General features: G+C 67.5%; 12 protein-coding genes. 7 read left to right on the top strand and 5 right to left on the bottom strand.

All coding sequences use genetic code 11. The annotated features are described in order from the left end of the window. Positions 1–12: 12 nt before the first annotated feature. The 5 genes from ACYVII_RS08960 to ACYVII_RS08940 all read right to left on the bottom strand — a co-directional run bounded on the left by ACYVII_RS08960 (position 13) and on the right by ACYVII_RS08940 (position 7,787). Positions 13–849: a carbohydrate ABC transporter permease gene (locus ACYVII_RS08960; protein ID WP_460534078.1), complete on the bottom strand. Its 837-nt coding sequence runs from the start codon at positions 847–849 to the stop codon at positions 13–15. After that, complete coding sequence (locus tag ACYVII_RS08955) at positions 846–1,787, bottom strand: carbohydrate ABC transporter permease (RefSeq protein ID WP_460534077.1); 942 nt, start codon at positions 1,785–1,787, stop codon at positions 846–848. Before ACYVII_RS08955 ends, ACYVII_RS08960 begins: the two co-directional genes overlap by 4 nt. 62 nt (positions 1,788–1,849) lie before the next feature. Further along, positions 1,850–3,169, bottom strand: coding sequence for an ABC transporter substrate-binding protein (locus ACYVII_RS08950; RefSeq protein WP_460534076.1), 1,320 nt, complete (start codon positions 3,167–3,169; stop codon positions 1,850–1,852). A 35-nt stretch (positions 3,170–3,204) separates the two neighbouring features. Next, entirely contained in the window at positions 3,205–5,442 is a 2,238-nt protein-coding gene (locus ACYVII_RS08945) for a glycoside hydrolase family 36 protein (RefSeq protein ID WP_460534075.1), read from the bottom strand. Between the two features lie 473 nt (positions 5,443–5,915). Next, entirely contained in the window at positions 5,916–7,787 is a 1,872-nt protein-coding gene (locus ACYVII_RS08940) for a glycoside hydrolase family 127 protein (RefSeq protein ID WP_460534074.1), read from the bottom strand. A 209-nt stretch (positions 7,788–7,996) separates the two neighbouring features. Between ACYVII_RS08940 and ACYVII_RS08935 the strand changes: the two genes are divergently transcribed. The 7 genes from ACYVII_RS08935 to ACYVII_RS08905 all read left to right on the top strand — a co-directional run bounded on the left by ACYVII_RS08935 (position 7,997) and on the right by ACYVII_RS08905 (position 15,553). Next, positions 7,997–9,013 (top strand): LacI family DNA-binding transcriptional regulator, encoded by a 1,017-nt coding sequence (locus ACYVII_RS08935; RefSeq protein ID WP_460534073.1) that lies wholly within the window; start codon positions 7,997–7,999, stop codon positions 9,011–9,013. 35 nt (positions 9,014–9,048) lie between these two features. Then, the gene (locus ACYVII_RS08930) at positions 9,049–10,047 is read left to right on the top strand and encodes a LacI family DNA-binding transcriptional regulator (RefSeq protein WP_460534071.1); all 999 of its coding nucleotides are present in this window, start codon (positions 9,049–9,051) and stop codon (positions 10,045–10,047) included. Between the two features lie 119 nt (positions 10,048–10,166). Beyond that, positions 10,167–10,883: an L-ribulose-5-phosphate 4-epimerase gene (locus ACYVII_RS08925; RefSeq protein WP_460534069.1), complete on the top strand. Its 717-nt coding sequence runs from the start codon at positions 10,167–10,169 to the stop codon at positions 10,881–10,883. 41 nt (positions 10,884–10,924) lie between these two features. Next, on the top strand, positions 10,925–12,517 hold the full coding sequence (locus ACYVII_RS08920; RefSeq protein WP_460534414.1) for a xylulokinase: 1,593 nt from the start codon (positions 10,925–10,927) through the stop codon (positions 12,515–12,517). A 158-nt stretch (positions 12,518–12,675) separates the two neighbouring features. Beyond that, positions 12,676–14,199 (top strand): L-arabinose isomerase, encoded by a 1,524-nt coding sequence (gene araA, locus ACYVII_RS08915; RefSeq protein WP_460534067.1) that lies wholly within the window; start codon positions 12,676–12,678, stop codon positions 14,197–14,199. A 156-nt stretch (positions 14,200–14,355) separates the two neighbouring features. After that, positions 14,356–14,991, top strand: coding sequence for a hypothetical protein (locus ACYVII_RS08910; protein ID WP_460534065.1), 636 nt, complete (start codon positions 14,356–14,358; stop codon positions 14,989–14,991). Between the two features lie 4 nt (positions 14,992–14,995). Then, positions 14,996–15,553 carry a TetR/AcrR family transcriptional regulator gene (locus ACYVII_RS08905; protein WP_460534063.1) on the top strand — a complete coding sequence of 186 codons (558 nt, stop codon included), beginning with the start codon at positions 14,996–14,998 and terminating at the stop codon, positions 15,551–15,553. Positions 15,554–16,022 lie beyond the last annotated feature (469 nt).

Raw genomic sequence — 16,022 nt, 5'->3', positions numbered from 1 at the left:
CCTTCACGGATGTCACTTGACTGCTCCGCTCGTGATGCCCGCGATGATCTTGCGCTGCAGAGCGACGAACGTGATCAGCAGCGGAAGGCTCATCAGGATGATGTACGCGAATATCAAGTGCCAGTTCTGAAGATAGAGCCCGGAGCTCGCGACTTGGTACAGGTTCAGGGGGAGCGTGTCGAGGCGTCCGCCGACGACGAAGAGCGCATAGAACACGTCGTTCCAGATGTAGAGGCAGATCAGGATCGTCGCGGTGGCCAGTGTCGGCGTCAGCAAGGGCAGGATGACGCGCGCGAACACCACGAACGGCGAGGCGCCGTCCATGCGCGCGGCCTCCTCCAGTTCGGGCGGGATCGTGCGGATGAAGCCCGTGACGAAGAACACCACGGTCGACAAGTACATGCCGGTGTAGACGCAGATCATGCCGATCGCGGTGCCGGCCAGGCCGAGCTGGCGCAGCAAGAGCACGATCGTCACGACCGCGGGCGGAAGCACGATGCCGCTGATCGCAAGCGCATAAAAGAGCGCCGCCAGACGGGACTTGCGCCTGGCGAGCACCCACGATGCCATCGCCCCCAGTGCGAGCACGAGCACAACCGAAGGCACCATGATCAGAAGGCTGCCGAAGAACGCGGGGATCATGCGCCCCTCATCGAGCACCGTGCCGAGGTTCTGCAGTAGTTGCCAATGGGTCGGCAGTGAGAGGTTCGGATTCAGAGCCTGGGCCTGGTCCTTTCCTGCGGGGAGCACGACGACTGTGAACGGGATACCCAACAGCAGCGCGGCGACGAGCACGGCGATCGTGGGCTGAAGCGGGAAGCGGCGGCGACGCACGCTTGCTGTGGTCACAGCACTTCCTCTCTCTTGCGGAGGAACCAGATGACGGGGAAGGCCAGGATGGCGACCATGAGGAACAGCATCAGGCTCATGGTGGTCGCCTGGGCGAAGAGACCCTGACCGAAGGTGCGGAACACGAAGATGTTCAGAAGCTCGGTCGTACCGCCGGGGCCGCCCGCCGTCGTCGCCTGCACGATGTCGAATCCGTTCATGGACCCGAGCAGGGCGGTGGCCACGTTGAACGTGATGGCGGGCGCGAGCAGCGGCCATCTGATGGACCAGAACGCGCGCCACCGGCCCGCCCCATCGATGCGGGACGCCTCGACCAGGTCTTCGTTGATCGTCTTCAGGCCGGCCAGGTAGATGAGCATCGACAGTCCCATCCACTTCCACGCGTGGATGACGGCCACGACGACGATGGTCCAGACGGTCGAACCGAGCCAGGGAATGCTGATGTGCTGCCCCGTGAGGAAGCCGAGGAGGCCGTTGATCACCCCGTTCGGCTTCAGCATGGCCTGGAAGATGTAGCCGACCGCGAGCGCGGACATCACGACGGGCACGAAGAACGCAGCGCGCAGGAAGCGGTTGATCCTCGTGTCCCGCTCGAGCAGAAGAGCGAGCAGAAGCCCGAACAGGTTCTGGAACAGCGCCACGAGCACCGCGTACACGAGGGTGATGCGGAGATCGGCAAGCAGGCTGCCGTTACTCAGAAGTTGTCCGAAGTTGGCGAGCCCCACGACATTGATGGCCGACTTGAAGCTCGACCAGTCAGTGAAGGCGTAGATGAAGTTGTACAGAGTGGGCAGGAAGAAGAAAACGAAGAGCACGACGATCGCCGGAACCAGAAACCAGTACGGGTGGTCACTGCGACGTCCTCGCCTGCCAGCGGTCGGGTATCCCGCAGGCTCGGCGGTCTTGGCCGCCGGCTTCGTGATGTCGAGAATGGACATGCTCTGGCCTTTCGTTCGGGTGCCGGCGGGCGAGCCGCCGGCACCCGACTGTCAAGTAGGGATCAGAAGCCCTTGGCGCCTTGCGCCTTCGCCAACTGCGCGAACTGGTTCTGGGTGGTCTGCGCCACCTGCTCCGGCGTCTTCGTGCCCTGGATCATGTCACCGAGGTTGAGGTACAGATCCGGGTTGGCCACGGCGAGAGCCTGCATCGATCCCACGGAGTCGTCGAGCGAGGCGGCGACATCCTTCAGCGCGGTGGGAACGCTGGACGGGGTCTGCGTGCCCTTGAGCAGGGAGACCGTGCTCTGCGCCTTCACGAACGTGCCGTAACCCTGACCCAGCCAGTACGACAGGAACTGGCGTGCTGCGGCCTCTCGCTTGCTGTCACCGGTCTTGAACGCGACGAGCGCATTGCTCTGATCGGGAATGTACGTGCCGATGTTGCCGGAGGGCGAGATGGGGAAGAAGCCGATCTTGGCATCCAGCTCCTTCGTGGACGCGGTCGCCTGCAGCTCACCGAAGAACGAGTTCACCTGGAGCGCCATGGCGGCCTTGCCGTCCAACAGGGCGGTTCCCTGGTCTTGGAACGTGGCGGTCTTGATGTCGGAGTTGAAGTAGCCGTCGTCGATGAGCGACTTGTACTCCTTGATGGCGTTCAGGATCGTGGGGTCGGTGAACTTCTCCTTGTTCTGGTTCACGCGGTCCCAGAGGCCGTTCTTGGCGGCATCCGCCAGTTGAGCCTGCACCCACCACTGCGTGGCCCACGGGCTTCCGCCTCCGCCGAAGTCGTAGAACGGGTCGACTCCCTTGCCCTTCAGCGTCTGGGCGTCGGAGATGAGTTCCTTCCAGTTCTTCGGCGTGCTCGAGAGACCGGCCTTCGCAAAGACGTCCTTGTTGTAGTAGACGCCGATCACGGCGGGCGTCGTGACGAGGGCTGCGTAGCGCGTGCCGTCGAGGATGCCTGTCATCTTGCCGAGGTTGCCCGTGTAGTCCTTCGCCCAGGGCGCGCCCTCGAGCGACTGCAGGTTCGTCTTGGCGTTGATGGTGGTGAGCATGGATGCCGTGGGCTGCCAGAACGCCAGGTCCGGCTTGTCTCCGGTCGCGACCTTGGTCTCCACGCCTTGCTCGTAGGGGTCGGGAATCGTCACGACTTTCACGTCGGCGCCGGTGAGTTTCTCGAATCCCTTGATGACCGAATCGGCGGTCTTGTTCGAGTTCTGAGCCGCCCAGATCGTCAGTGTGGTGCCCTTGAGGCTGGTGTTCTGTGCGGGCCACTCGGCGCTGCCGCCGGAGTTCCCGCCCGAGCCGGGATCACTGCATCCGCTCAGGGCGAGGGCTGCGGCCGCCGCCACGGCGGCGAGCCCGACGAGAGTCTTCTTCATTGAATTGCTCCTTGGTGAGGTGGCGAACGGCGTCGTCACATGTGCTGGGTGGGTTGCGGGGATCCGCCTTCGGCGGAGAGGCGGAACAATCGGGCGCCGACTGAGCCGGTGGGGTTGTGGATCCGGATCGTTCCGCTTTCCCCCGCGTGGTCAGCCGGCCATGCGGCCAATGCGCGGGGGAAGACTGTGTGGAGGGATGCGACGCCCGCCGAGGTCGCCCAACGTTCTGTCGGCACGGTGACCGTCGCGACCGAGGGGTCGCGGTTCCAGAGCAGCAGCGTGGTGTCGTGCGGCGAGGCCAGGCCGAGACACACCCAGGCGTCCTCCCAGCCGGGAAGGCCTAGCGGCCAGAACGGGCGTGCCGCGCTCAGGTGCGGCCCGAGAGAGCGAGCCGTGTCGACGGCATCCGTGACGATGGCACGCTGTTCGGCCGGCATTTGGTCGAGGTGCCCGGAGAGGAAGAAGCGCCCGGCCAGACCTGTGGTGAGGGTGAAGGCGATCTCCTCGTCGGTCATCGTCGGCTGCGGGTACGCCCAGTTGGCCGCCTGCTCCGGCAGCATGAGCATGGGTGCCGCGGCCGCGATCGGCGCATACATCACGGCATCCTGCTGGTCGGATGTCGACTGCAGCTGCAGCCGGGACAGCATGCTCCAGTCCGAACGCATCGCGCCCGATCCGCAGTTCTCCAGCACGAGCTGCGGATGTCTGTCGAGCACGGAGTCGAGCCACGCCAGATGCGCGCGGTTGTGGTCGAGGAGCGCGGCACCCGCACTGTCGGCCGCCCGGTCGCTGCCCGTTCCCGGGTCGATGTTGTAGTCGAGCTTGAAGTAGCCGATGCCGTAGTCGGCGATGAGCCGGTCGATGACCGAGTCGACGTGGGCTCGCGCGGCACCGTTCCTCAGGTCGAGGTGATACCTGCTGTGTTCGACGATGCGCTCTCCGCCCAGGGTGAAGAACGCCTCGTCGGGGAGTTCCGCGGCGAGCGGGCTGTTGACCCCGATGACCTCGGGCTCCAGCCACAGACCGGGGGTCATCCCGTGCCGCCTGATGTGGTCGATAACGTTGCCCAGCCCGTGCGGGAAGCGGGTGTGCGACGGCTGCCAGGCACCGACGCTGTCCCACCAGGCGCCGGAGTCGTCGTACCAGCCGGCATCGATGCAGAACACCTCGGCACCGACCGAGGCGGCGGCCTCGATGAGCGGAAGCAGCTTCTCCTCCGTCGGGTCGCCAGCGAGGGTGTTCATGTAGTCGTTGAACAGGATGGGCAGCGCCTCGGCGTCCGGGTGACGGCGCCTGGTTGCCCTGCGATAGGCGGTCATGGCCGAGACGGCGCTCTCGAAGTCCCGGCCGACAGCGAGCGACACCGGCACCGAGCCGAACTCCTCGCCGGGTTGGAGGCGTTTGAGCCAGTTGTGGTCGGGGTGCGTCGGCCCGGACAGCGAGAGGTACGGCCCGGTGGAGTCCCTGCCGAGCTCCCAGCGCCACGATCCGTTGTGCTCGATCTGCCACATCCATGCGAGGCCGTCGCGCTCGGCGACGCCGGCGGGCAGGTGCTTGCCCGTCGACCACGTGCCGGTGGATACGACTGACAGCTCGCCGCGCTGGAGGCGTCCGGCGAACTCCTCGCCGACATCCGGAAGCACGGAGTTCAGCTCGCGTATCGACCACCGTCCTTCGCCGAGCCAGTCGCTGCGTCCCTGCCGGAGCAGCCAGGGGTTCCCGTCGTCGTTCGCGCCCAGCGGGATGGTCAGCGACGGCACCGACCTCAGGGTGACGGGCTTCGAGCCTCGGTTCTTCACCACGACGGACGCCTGCACTGCCGCGACCCCGTGCGGGCGCTCAAGCGACAGCTCGGCTTCTATGCCGATGAAATTGTGCCGCACCGTGATCGTGAGCACGGATGCCGTCTCGGTCTCGCGTGAGGAGTGGGAGCCGTACCTCGCCTCCGCGCCGATGAGGGTGCGCGCGAGCCGGTCACCTGCAGGCAGGTGGCCTTGCGAGGCCGTGACGATCTCCATGAGCGGAACCGAGCGGGGAAGCTCGACGTCGACGCCCGCGGAGTGCACACCGACGAGTGCGGGTGCACTGGCATCCGACCAGCCGATCTCGAGCGACAGCTGCTCGTCGCCCCAGCGCAGGACGGTGACGCCCGGTGCCGAGTCGCGAGGAGCGAGGTCCTGATCGGGCGATTCCTGTTCCGGTGAGCCCTGCTCCGTCGAGCTGTGGCGAACCGGTGCAGCCGGGTCGTCGAGTCGCAGGGTGGTCTCGGTCATCGTCGTCCTCAGGTTCGGGATGCCTCGAGCCGCGCGAACCCCGGAACGGGTGGCGATAACGGCTCGAGGGACTGGCGTCGGGTGCTGTGCTGGAAGCGCCGTGGGTGATGGCGCCTTGGTTGGCGGCGCGTACTTTGATAGCGCTTTCAGCAATATACACCGAGATTTCTGAAACCGCTATCAAAGCTCCTGCCCGCGTACGAGGCACAGCGATGTGCGCGCCTGCCGCGCTCCGCGCCGTGCGCCGGCCCGTGGTGTTGCCGACGTTCAGCCGTCGATCAGAGTTCAGGAGCAGGGCAGCCAGAGCAGACCCGAGCATCGGCGGCAGAGGGAACCCGCGACCCGGTACCGCAGCGAACCAGGGCGGTCAGCAACGTAGCGGGGCGGCCAGCGGTCCGCCAACGAAGCGGGGCGGCCAGCGTTCCGCTAACGAACCAGGGGCGGTCAGTGGTCCGCCAACGAACCAGGAGCGCTCAGCCCTCGGGCAGCCAGACCCGCATGTCGTCGGCGCCGCGGTTCGCCCACGCGAAGTAGGGGATGCCGGTCAGCGTCTGGCCATCTCGCGTCTGAACCGAGACCCCGACGAGCCCTGGTACGAGGCCCGGGCCGTCTGCCTCGGCGACCGACTCGGGCTGCACGGCAACATCGTCGAGCACGACGCCGCCGGGCTGGTCAGTGCGTTCGAAGACGTAGACGAGCGGTCCACGCTCGATCGCGATCGAGCCGCGTACGGCATCCACTCGCGGGTGCGGGCGGGTGACCCGCGGCTGCACGGGGAGCAGGAGCTCGATCGTGTCGCCTGCCGTGAACGACCGCGTCACGGTGGCGTAGCTGCCGGGTACGGCATTCGCTCCGTCGAGTATGGCGCCGTGGGCCCAGGAAGGCACACGCAGGCTCAGCGAGATGGGCCTCTCGGGTGCCGCCGTCACGGTGACGCTGACGCGGCCGTCCCACGGATACGCCGTGTCGACGGCGAGCGCGACGTCACCGGCATCCGTCGTCGCGGCGACATCGCCTGCGACGTATTGGTGCAGCTGCACGCCGTCGGTCGTCGAGGTCGCGAGGTAGCCGCCCAGGCTCGACAGCGTGCGCATGATGTTCGGCGGGCAGCACGCGCAGCCGAACCAGCGCAGTCGGCCGTTCTTGGGCGTGCGCTCGTCGTCCGCGTGCGCATCGTGCCGCACGTGCAGCGGGTTCACGTAGAAGTAGTCGCCGCCGCGCAGTGAGACACCCGCCAGGAACCCGTTGAAGAGAAGTCGCTCGATCTGGTCCGCGTAGAACGCCTCGCCCGTCGCCAGCAGCATCCGCCACGCCCACTGCACCGCACCGATCGCGGCGCACGTCTCGGCGTACGCCCGGTCGGACGGCAGCTCGTACGGGTCGCCGAATGCCTCGCCCTCCCAGCGCGATCCCAGTCCACCGGTGACGTACTGCTTGGTCGCCGCCATCTGGTCGTACTGCCGGCCGAGTGCGGCGAGCAGTTCGGCGTCGGATGTCTCGATCGCCACGTCCGCGGCTCCCGTCGTGAGGTACACGGCGCGCACCGCGTGCCCCTCGACGGTCGTCGCCTCGCGCACCGGGACGCGGTCCGAGAGGTAGGTGGAGTTGCCGCCGAACCGCTCCAACGTGGCGTGCCCGCGTGCGTCCACGAACCACTCGGCCAGGTCGAGGTAGGCGTGCTCGCCGGTCTCGCGGTAGAGCTCCACGAGAGCGGTCTCGATAACCGGATGACCGTCCACGTCGCCTGCGGACCCGGTTGCGGAGCGTGGACCGAACTCGCGCACCAGGTGGTCCGCGACCCGCACCGCGACGTTCAGCAGGTCGTCGCGTCCGGTCGCCCGTTTCTGCGCGACCGCCGCTTGGATGAGGTGGCCGGCGCAGTAGTGCTCGTGGTTGCGCTCCGGATGCGCGTATCGCTCGCCCTCGCGCAGCCGCACCACCGTGTTGAGGTATCCATCCGGTTCCTGCGCTGCCGCGACAAGCTCGGTGATCTTCAGCTGGTCGGCCAGAAGCTCTTCGTCGGCCTCGCGCGCGTATTCCCAGGCGGCGGCCTCGAGCCATTTGTAGACATCCGAATCGGCGAAGATCGGGCCGACCGCCTCACCCTCGGCGCGGCCCGCTGCGATCTCGAAGTTGCCCAGGTTGCCGGCATCGCGCAGTTGGCGAAGGCCATCCGGGATGGACACGTCGCGGTTGGCGAGCTGCCGATCGAGCCAGAATCCCTCGCGAACGACCACGTCGGAGAGCGCAAGCGGACGCAGCACCGTGTCGGCGCGAGGGCTGGCGGGGCCCGAGACGTGCCCAGAGGCAACCGGGCGTGCGGCGGCGGGAGAGGAGACGGTCACGACGTAGAGGTCCTTCTCGAAGAGTGGTTGGTTCAGGAAGCAGCCGAAAGGCCGCCGGCGCCAGAACGTTCCGGAAATTTCCGAACTACGTCGACCGTAACCGCGCTGACCGACCTCGTCAATACCACTGCTCTTGATATCGTGAGCGTCACGGAACATTTCCGTCGCACGGGCGCCACGTGTCGCTCGAATCGCAGAGGCAGGCTCGTATGGCAATGAAGTCGGCGCCTTCGGGCTCGTCGGTGCGCGTGGTCGACGTCGCCGCGGCCGCCGGCGTTTCACCGGCAACGGCATCCAAGGCGCTGAACAACACGGGACAGCTGAGCGAACGCACCCGGCGCCGAGTGCGCGAAGCCGCGCAGCGACTAGGGTTCACCGAGCGTGAGCGTGAGCGGGACTCGTCTCGCACCGTCACTGTCGCGCTGCTGACCGGCGACTCGGTCGGTCGCTTCAGCCTGCCGATCCTGCTCGGCGCGGAGAACGCGCTGAGTCTCGGGCAGATCATGGTGCTGCTCTGCGACACACGCGACGACCCGGTTCGTGAGCAGTACTACCTCGAGCGCCTGCGCGAACAGCGCGTGGACGGCGTCATCGTGACCGGCGGATTCACCGACCCGCGCCGGCCGCTTCGCGCCGACATTCCCATCGTGTACGCGCACACGCCATCGAGCGATCCGAACGACACGTCCGTGGTGTCCGATGACGCGGCGGGCGTGGCGCTCGTCGTCGACCACCTCGTGAACCTGGGCCGACGCCGGCTCGCGCACATCACGGGACCCGTCGACCAGCGAAGTGCTCAGGTGCGCGCCGAGGCGATGCTCGCGCGGGCGGGCGAGAGCGGGCTGTCCCTCATGCACGAGCCCCTTTACGGAGCGTGGAGCGAAGCATGGGGCCGTGCGGCCGTCGACATCCTGCTCGACCACGGTGACGGTGCACCGGATGCGATCACCTGCGGCAACGACCAGATCGCGCGCGGGGCGTGTGAGCGCCTTCGCGAACGTGGGGTGGGCATCCCCGACGGCATCGCGATCACGGGGTTCGACGACTGGGACGTGATCGTCGAGGGCGCACGTCCGCCGCTCACGACGGTCAACCGCAGGCTCGGAGAGATCGGACGCCGTGCCGCGGAGCTTCTGCTCGACGCCATTGGAGGCACCCGCCTGCCGGGTATCGAACGCGTGCAGCCCGAGCTGATCGCGCGCGGGTCCACCCTCGGCGTGCTCTGAGCCGTGACGGATGCCCGCGGCTATCGTGAAGGCTCATGGAAACCGTCGACTCCGCGCGTGATGTGCGCCGCGCCGGCGTGCGCGACGTGGCCGCGCTCGCCGGAGTATCGACGCAGACCGTGTCGCGCGTGATCAACGAGCACCCGAGCGTGCGGGATGAGACGCGACGCCGCGTGCAGGATGCCATGCTCCAGCTCGGCTACCGCGTCAACAACGCGGCGCGAACCCTCGGCACCCGGCGCACGCGCACTCTCGGAGTGATCGCGTCGAACGCGGCGCTGTTCGGACCATCGTCCGCGGTCGTGGCGCTGGAAGCGGCGGCCCGTACGGAAGGGCGCTGGGTGACCACGGCGTATGCCGACGCCTCAGACGGGTCATCGACACTGACATCCCTCGAGCATCTGCTCTCGCAGGGCGTCGACGGCATCGTGGTGGTCGCTCCGCGCGTGTCGACCGTTTCGGTGCTGCGCAAACAGGATGCCGGTTTGCGCATCGCTGCGCTGCCTTCTGATCGAGGCATCGACGACCAGGCCGAGGCCGCGGGTCTCGCGGTGACGCACCTGCTCGATCTCGGACACCGCCGCATAGCCCGGCTGGGCGGTCCAGGCGATTGGCTCGAGGAAGCCGCTAGGGTGCGCGGTTTCGACGAGACGATGCGACGCGCCGGGCTCGACGCGGTCGCACGATGGTCGGGGGACTGGTCAGCGGCATCGGGGGCAGCACTTGCGCCCCAGGTCGCCGAGGTTGTGCGGTCGGGCACGGCCACGGCGGTCATGGTGACGAACGACCAGATGGCCCTCGGCCTCATGTCCGGGCTGGTCTCGGTCGGTTTGTCGATTCCGCGCGACGTCTCGATCGTCGGCTTCGACGACAACACGGATTCCGCGTTCTATCGGCCCGCTCTCACCACGGTGCGCGTCGACCTGGAGGGCGACGCGCGGCGGTGCGTGTCGGAGGTGCTGGGTCTCGACGTGCAGGCATCCGTGAAGTCGCCGCGCCTGATTGCACGCGAGTCGACGGCTCCTGTTGGATAGCGGGTATCCGACTGGCTCTGCCCGCATGTGACCGGTAACATGGCCGAAGCGCCGCCTGTTCGATCCAGAGGGGCGGATGCGACGCCGGAGCGGACGAGACGAAGACGATGGAGGAGTCAGTGACGATTCTGGATGCGACGCAGGAGGCAGCCGTAGCGCGCACGCGCGAGGAGGTCGCCGCACTGCACGCCGAGCTGGTGCGCTACGGACTGGTGGTGTGGACCGGCGGCAACGTTTCCGGGCGCGTGCCCGGCACCGACCTGTTCGTGATCAAACCGTCCGGAGTGTCATACGACGACCTGGCGCCCGAGAACATGATCCTCTGCGACCTCGAGGGGCAGGTCGTCCCTGGCACGTCGGGCAGCGAGCGCGCCCCGTCGAGCGACACGGCGGCGCACGCCTACGTGTACCGGCATATGCCCGAGGTGGGCGGCGTGGTGCACACGCACTCGACGTACGCGGTCGCGTGGGCGGCGCGCGGCGAGGAGATCCCGTGCGTGATCACGGCGATGGCCGACGAGTTCGGGGGCCCTATTCCGGTCGGCCCGTTCGCGATCATCGGCGACGACTCCATCGGCCGCGGCGTCGTCGAGACGTTGCGCGAGCACCGCAGCCGTGCGGTGCTGATGCAGAACCACGGCCCGTTCACGATCGGCGTGAGCGCGAAAGATGCCGTCAAGGCCGCCGTCATGGTCGAAGACGTCGCCCGCACCGTGCACATCGCACGCCAGGGCGGCGATCTCATCCCGATTCCGCAGGAGGCGATCGACCGCCTCTACGACCGTTACCAGAATGTGTACGGTCAGGCGACGGATGCCCGCAGGAGCCAGTCGTGAGCGCCGCCGGCGAAGGGGCCGCATCCCCGACCGAAAGCGCGATCGACGCGGCCGAGACCGTCGCCGCCGACGCCATCCGCTCCGGGCGTGCCGTGCTCGGCATCGAGCTCGGCTCCACACGCATCAAGGCGTGCCTGATCGGCGACGACCCCTCCGTGGCCATCGCCGCTGGCAGCCACGCCTGGGAGAACCAATTCGTCGCCCGCAGGTGGACGTACTCGCTCGAGGATGTCTGGGCAGGCATCCAGAGCGCGTACGCCGACCTCGTCGCCGACGTGCAGCGCCGATACGGCGTGCAGCTCGCCTCGCTCGGTGCGATCGGCATCTCGGCCATGATGCACGGCTATCTGCCGTTCGATGCGGAGGGCGAGTTGCTCGTGCCGTTCCGCACCTGGCGCAACACGACGACCGGGCCTGCTGCGGCCGAGCTCAGCGAGCTGTTCGGAGTGAACATCCCGCTGCGCTGGTCCGTTGCCCACCTGTACCAGGCCGTGCTCGACGAGGAGCCGCACGTGCCGAGCGTGGCGTTCCTCACCACGCTCGCCGGCTACGTGCACTGGAAGCTGACCGGCCGCAAAGTCCTGGGCGTCGGAGATGCCTCTGGCATGTTCCCGATCGACTCCGCCACCGGAGACTATGACGCCGACCTGCTCTCACGGTTTGAGACCATCGTCACGCAGCCGGATCTGCGGAGGATTCTCCCGGCGGTTCTCTCCGCCGGCGCGCCGGCGGGCGAGTTGACTCCCGAGGGCGCCGCGCTCCTCGACCCGACCGGCGCGCTGCAGCCGGGCATCCCGCTGTGCCCGCCGGAGGGGGATGCAGGTACGGGCATGGTCGCGACGAACGCGGTCGCCCCGCGCACCGGCAACGTCAGCGCGGGCACGAGCATCTTCGCGATGGTGGTGCTCGAGCACCCGCTCGCCGAGTCACACGAGGAGCTCGACCTCGTCACCACCCCGGCGGGCGACCCGGTCGCGATGGTGCACTGCAACAACGGCGCCAGCGAGCTGGCCGAGTGGGCGGGCCTGTTCCGTCGATTCGGCGAGTTGGCGGGCGCATCCGTCGATGCGGATGCCGTGTTCGAGCTGCTGTTCCGCGAGGCGCTGAACGGCGATGCGGATGCCGGCGGCCTGCTCGCGTACAACTACCTCGCTGGCGAGCCGGTCACCGGCACCGCCGAGGGGCGTCCGCTGTTCGTGCGCACGCCCGACAGTCGCTTCACGCTCGCGAACGTCGCGCGCGCCCAGCTCTATGGGGTTTTCGGCACGCTGAGCCTGGGCATGCGCGTGCTCTCCGCCGAAGGAGTCGCGCTCGAGCGGATGCTCGCCCACGGCGGCATCTTCCGCACCGCCGGTGTCGCGCAGCGCTTCCTCGCGGCGGCGCTGAACGCTCCGGTGGCCGTGGGCGAGACCGCGGCGGAGGGCGGTGCGTGGGGCGCCGCGGTGCTCGCCGCGTACCTGCGCGAGGCATCCACCGGGCTGTCGCTCGCCGAATATCTGAACGACACCGTGTTCGCCGATGCCGCAACGCAGGTCACCGACCCAGACCCGGCCGACGTCGCCGGCTTCGCCGCCTACCTCGAGCGCTACAGCGCCGGCCTCGCCGTCGAGCGCGCCGCGATCGCCGCCCTGTAGACCATGCCGCCCGTGCCCCTCCTTCCCCCGAGAGTGCGAGTCCCTCCCCCCGAGGGTGCACGTTCGTCTCCCGGAGGGTGCGTATTACTCCGCTCGAGGGTGCGACACCGTTCGCCCCATCGCTTCACTGCACGAATGACCACAGATAGGACAGTCCGATGACCCGCACCCCGCTCACCACCTCGCTCGACGGATACGAGGTCTGGTTCCTCACCGGCAGCCAGCACCTCTACGGCCCAGAGACGCTGGCGCAGGTCGCCGACCAATCTCGCGCGATCGCGGAGCAGCTCGGGGCATCCGCCGACGTGCCGGTACGCGTCGTGTGGAAGCCCGTGCTCACCGGATCGGACGAGATCCGGCGCGTCATGCTCGAGGCCAACGCCGCCGACACGGTGATCGGCGTGATCGCCTGGATGCACACCTTCAGCCCCGCGAAGATGTGGATCGCCGGTCTCGACGCGCTGCAGAAGCCTCTGCTGCACCTGCACACGCAGGCCAACGTCGAGCTGCCCTGGAGCGAGATCGACTTCGACTTCATGAACCTCAACCAGGCGGCGCACGGCGACCGCGAGTTCGGCTACATCCAGTCCCGGCTCGGCGTGGCACGCACCACCGTCGTCGGACACGTCAGCGATCGCTCGGTGAGCGGCCGCATCGGCACCTGGACCCGCGCCGCAGCCGGCTACGCGGCATCCCGCTCCCTCAAACTCGCCCGGTTCGGCGACAACATGCGCTTCGTCGCCGTCACCGAGGGCGACAAGACCGAGGCCGAGCACGTCTTCGGCGTGCAGGTCAACACCTGGGGCGTGAATGAGCTCGCGGATGCCGTGAGCCAGGCATCCGAGACGGACATCGACGCGCTCGTGGCCGAGTACGAAGACCTGTACGACGTGGTGCCCGAGCTGCGGCGTGGCGGCGAGCGGCACCAATCGCTGCGCGACGGGGCGGCCATCGAGCTGGGGTTGCGCTCGTTCCTCGAGGAGGGCGGATTCGGCGCGTTCACGACGAACTTCGAGGACCTCGGCGCGCTCAAGCAGCTGCCCGGCCTCGCGGTGCAGCGTCTGATGGCCGAGGGATACGGCTTCGGCGCCGAGGGCGACTGGAAGACGGCCGTGCTCGTGCGCATCGCCAACGTGATGGGCGCGGGTCTGCCGGGCGGAGCATCCCTCATGGAGGACTACACCTATGACCTCACGCCTGGGCAGGAGCGCATTCTCGGCGCGCACATGCTCGAGGTGAGCCCGTCGCTGACCACGGCCAAGCCGACGCTGGAGATCCACCCGCTGGGCATCGGCGGCAAGGACGACCCGGTGCGTCTGGTCTTCAACGCGGATGCCGGCCCCGCGGTGGTCGTGGCGCTCTCGGACATGCGCGACCGCTTCCGCCTCACGGCGAACGTGGTCGAGGTTGTTCCGCCCACCGAGCAGCTGCCGAAGCTTCCCGTCGGTCGTGCCGTGTGGGTTCCGCAGCCGGACTTCCGCACCTCGGCCTGGGCCTGGCTGCAGGCCGGCGCCGCACACCACACGGTCATGACGAACGCCGTGGGCATCGAGGCATGGGAGGACTTCGCGCGGATGTCCGCCACCGAGCTCGTCATCATCGACAACGACACGAGGCCGCGTGAGTTCGAGCAGCAGCTGCGGTGGAGCGCCGCCTACTGGCGCCTCCAGCGCGGCATCTGATCGCACGGCATCCGGGCTCGACATCTAAACGGAACCGCGACGGCCTCTTGACTTGTTAATGCTCATAACCATAAAGTTATGAGCATTAACAAGAAGGGGGCGACCATGTCCGCCGATTCGTCACAGATTTCGCGCCTTCCACATTCCGTGCGGTGGATGGGGCGCAGCACTACCCTCGCCGGGCTCGGGTTCAGCCTGTCGTGGATCATCGGCCTCTGCGTCTTCGCGGATTCGACGACGGTCGTCTCAACCGGCGCAGAAGTCATCGCTTCCTACCGCGGTCAGGCGCTCGCGGCTCTCGCCCAGTTCCTGTTCACGGAGGGCCTCCCGCCGATCGCGATTCTGGTCGTGGTGAGGGCGCTCTGCCGCTCGATGCGTACTTCCGGTCATTCGCGTCTGGCTCGAGCCACCTGGATCATGGCCCTGGCCGCCTGCATCATCTCGTTCGCACAATTCGTCTTGGGTGTCACGTTGGTGATCGGAGCAGTGCCTTCGAACGACGCAACGGCGTCGGCCGGGCTTTCGGATGCCGTCACTCGCCTTGATGGAGTGAAGATGTTCTTCTTCGGTGGCATGGCCGTCGCCACGGTGGTCTACCTGATCATCGCGCAGCGGGCGCGGCCGATCTGGCTGAGCGTCACGAGTGCGCTGCTGGCCGTCGCGATCGTCATCTCGGGGCTCGGATACCTGTTCGCGCTCACTCCGCTTGCGGCAGCGGCCTACGCCTCCCTGCCGCTGTTGCTCGTCTGGATGACAGGCTGGGGCGTCCTGCTCGGGCTTCGGGTACGTTGACGCCATGCCGAGACAGGGTCTGACACGTGCGCGCGTCGTGGACGAGGCGGCGGCGCTCGCCGACGAGGCGGGACTCGAGGAGGTGACGTTCGCCGGACTGGCGAAGCGGCTCGGAATCTCGGCTCCTGCGCTGTACAAGCATGTGGACGGATTGAGTGGGCTGAGGCGGGACCTTACCGTGCTGGGGCTCACCGAGCTCACTGCGCAGATGCGGTCGGCGACGGTCGGCCGATCCGGACGAGATGCGCTGCTGGCGGCCGCTGAGTCATACCGGGCCTATGCGGAGCGACGCCCGGGCATGGTGAACGTCGTTCTCAGGGCGCCCGATCCCGGTGACGGGGAGCACGAAAATGCAGCAATCGCCGCGCTCGACGTGATGCGTCAGGTGTTCGCCGCCTACGACCTGGCCGAGCCCGACTTGGTGCACGCCGTGCGCGAAATGCGGGTGATCATGCACGGATTCGCCGTACTCGAACGTGCCGGAGGATTCGGCATGGACGAGTCACTCGACGAGACCTACCGGCGGCTCATCGACGCGCTGGACCGCTCGCTGCGCCGGTAGCGCGGGTCGGGTGGCCATGCGGCCGGTGGCGCCGGCGCCGACCCATCCGTGATCGCATGCCTGGAGCGCGCCACGCCCGGGCTGCAGTCCCGAATTGCACACGTGCGTCAGGCCACGTAAAGTATTCACTTGTCGCCCCAAAGGTGCGGAAAGCTCGCAGAGCTTCCGGCCTCAAGCGGGACCGATCCTCAGCCGAAGAGCTACTCCTGTTGCAGGAGAGAACCACTGGCTGGACGGAACGAACAACTTCCATCGGCGCGTACTCGAGTTCGTCTCGAGCAGTGACCCGTGGATGATCGGTGAAGTCAACCCTGACAAGTAGGTCGCGAGACCGATGGTCAGGAGTGTCCGATCCTTGAGAACTCAACAGCGTGCACAATGTCATATGCCAATTAACCTCGTCACTGGCATCGGCCTTTTTGGTTGGTGTTGGTGTTGGGATTCCTTTGGATTAGATATTTTTGAATGT

The organism is Humibacter ginsengiterrae (assembly GCF_054780115.1).
This window is presented reverse-complemented; position numbering and strand designations above follow the sequence as displayed.

What these genes read in the sequence shown, in the direction of transcription:
- ACYVII_RS08955 (WP_460534077.1), bottom strand. Translation starts at nt 1,787, where the DNA reads ATGTCCATTCTCGACATCACGAAGCCGGCGGCCAAGACCGCCGAGCCT.
- ACYVII_RS08930 (WP_460534071.1), top strand. Translation starts at nt 9,049, where the DNA reads ATGGAAACCGTCGACTCCGCGCGTGATGTGCGCCGCGCCGGCGTGCGC.
- ACYVII_RS08910 (WP_460534065.1), top strand. Translation starts at nt 14,356, where the DNA reads ATGGGGCGCAGCACTACCCTCGCCGGGCTCGGGTTCAGCCTGTCGTGG.
- ACYVII_RS08905 (WP_460534063.1), top strand. Translation starts at nt 14,996, where the DNA reads ATGCCGAGACAGGGTCTGACACGTGCGCGCGTCGTGGACGAGGCGGCG.
- ACYVII_RS08935 (WP_460534073.1), top strand. Translation starts at nt 7,997, where the DNA reads ATGGCAATGAAGTCGGCGCCTTCGGGCTCGTCGGTGCGCGTGGTCGAC.
- ACYVII_RS08945 (WP_460534075.1), bottom strand. Translation starts at nt 5,442, where the DNA reads ATGACCGAGACCACCCTGCGACTCGACGACCCGGCTGCACCGGTTCGC.
- araA (WP_460534067.1), top strand. Translation starts at nt 12,676, where the DNA reads ATGACCCGCACCCCGCTCACCACCTCGCTCGACGGATACGAGGTCTGG.
- ACYVII_RS08950 (WP_460534076.1), bottom strand. Translation starts at nt 3,169, where the DNA reads ATGAAGAAGACTCTCGTCGGGCTCGCCGCCGTGGCGGCGGCCGCAGCC.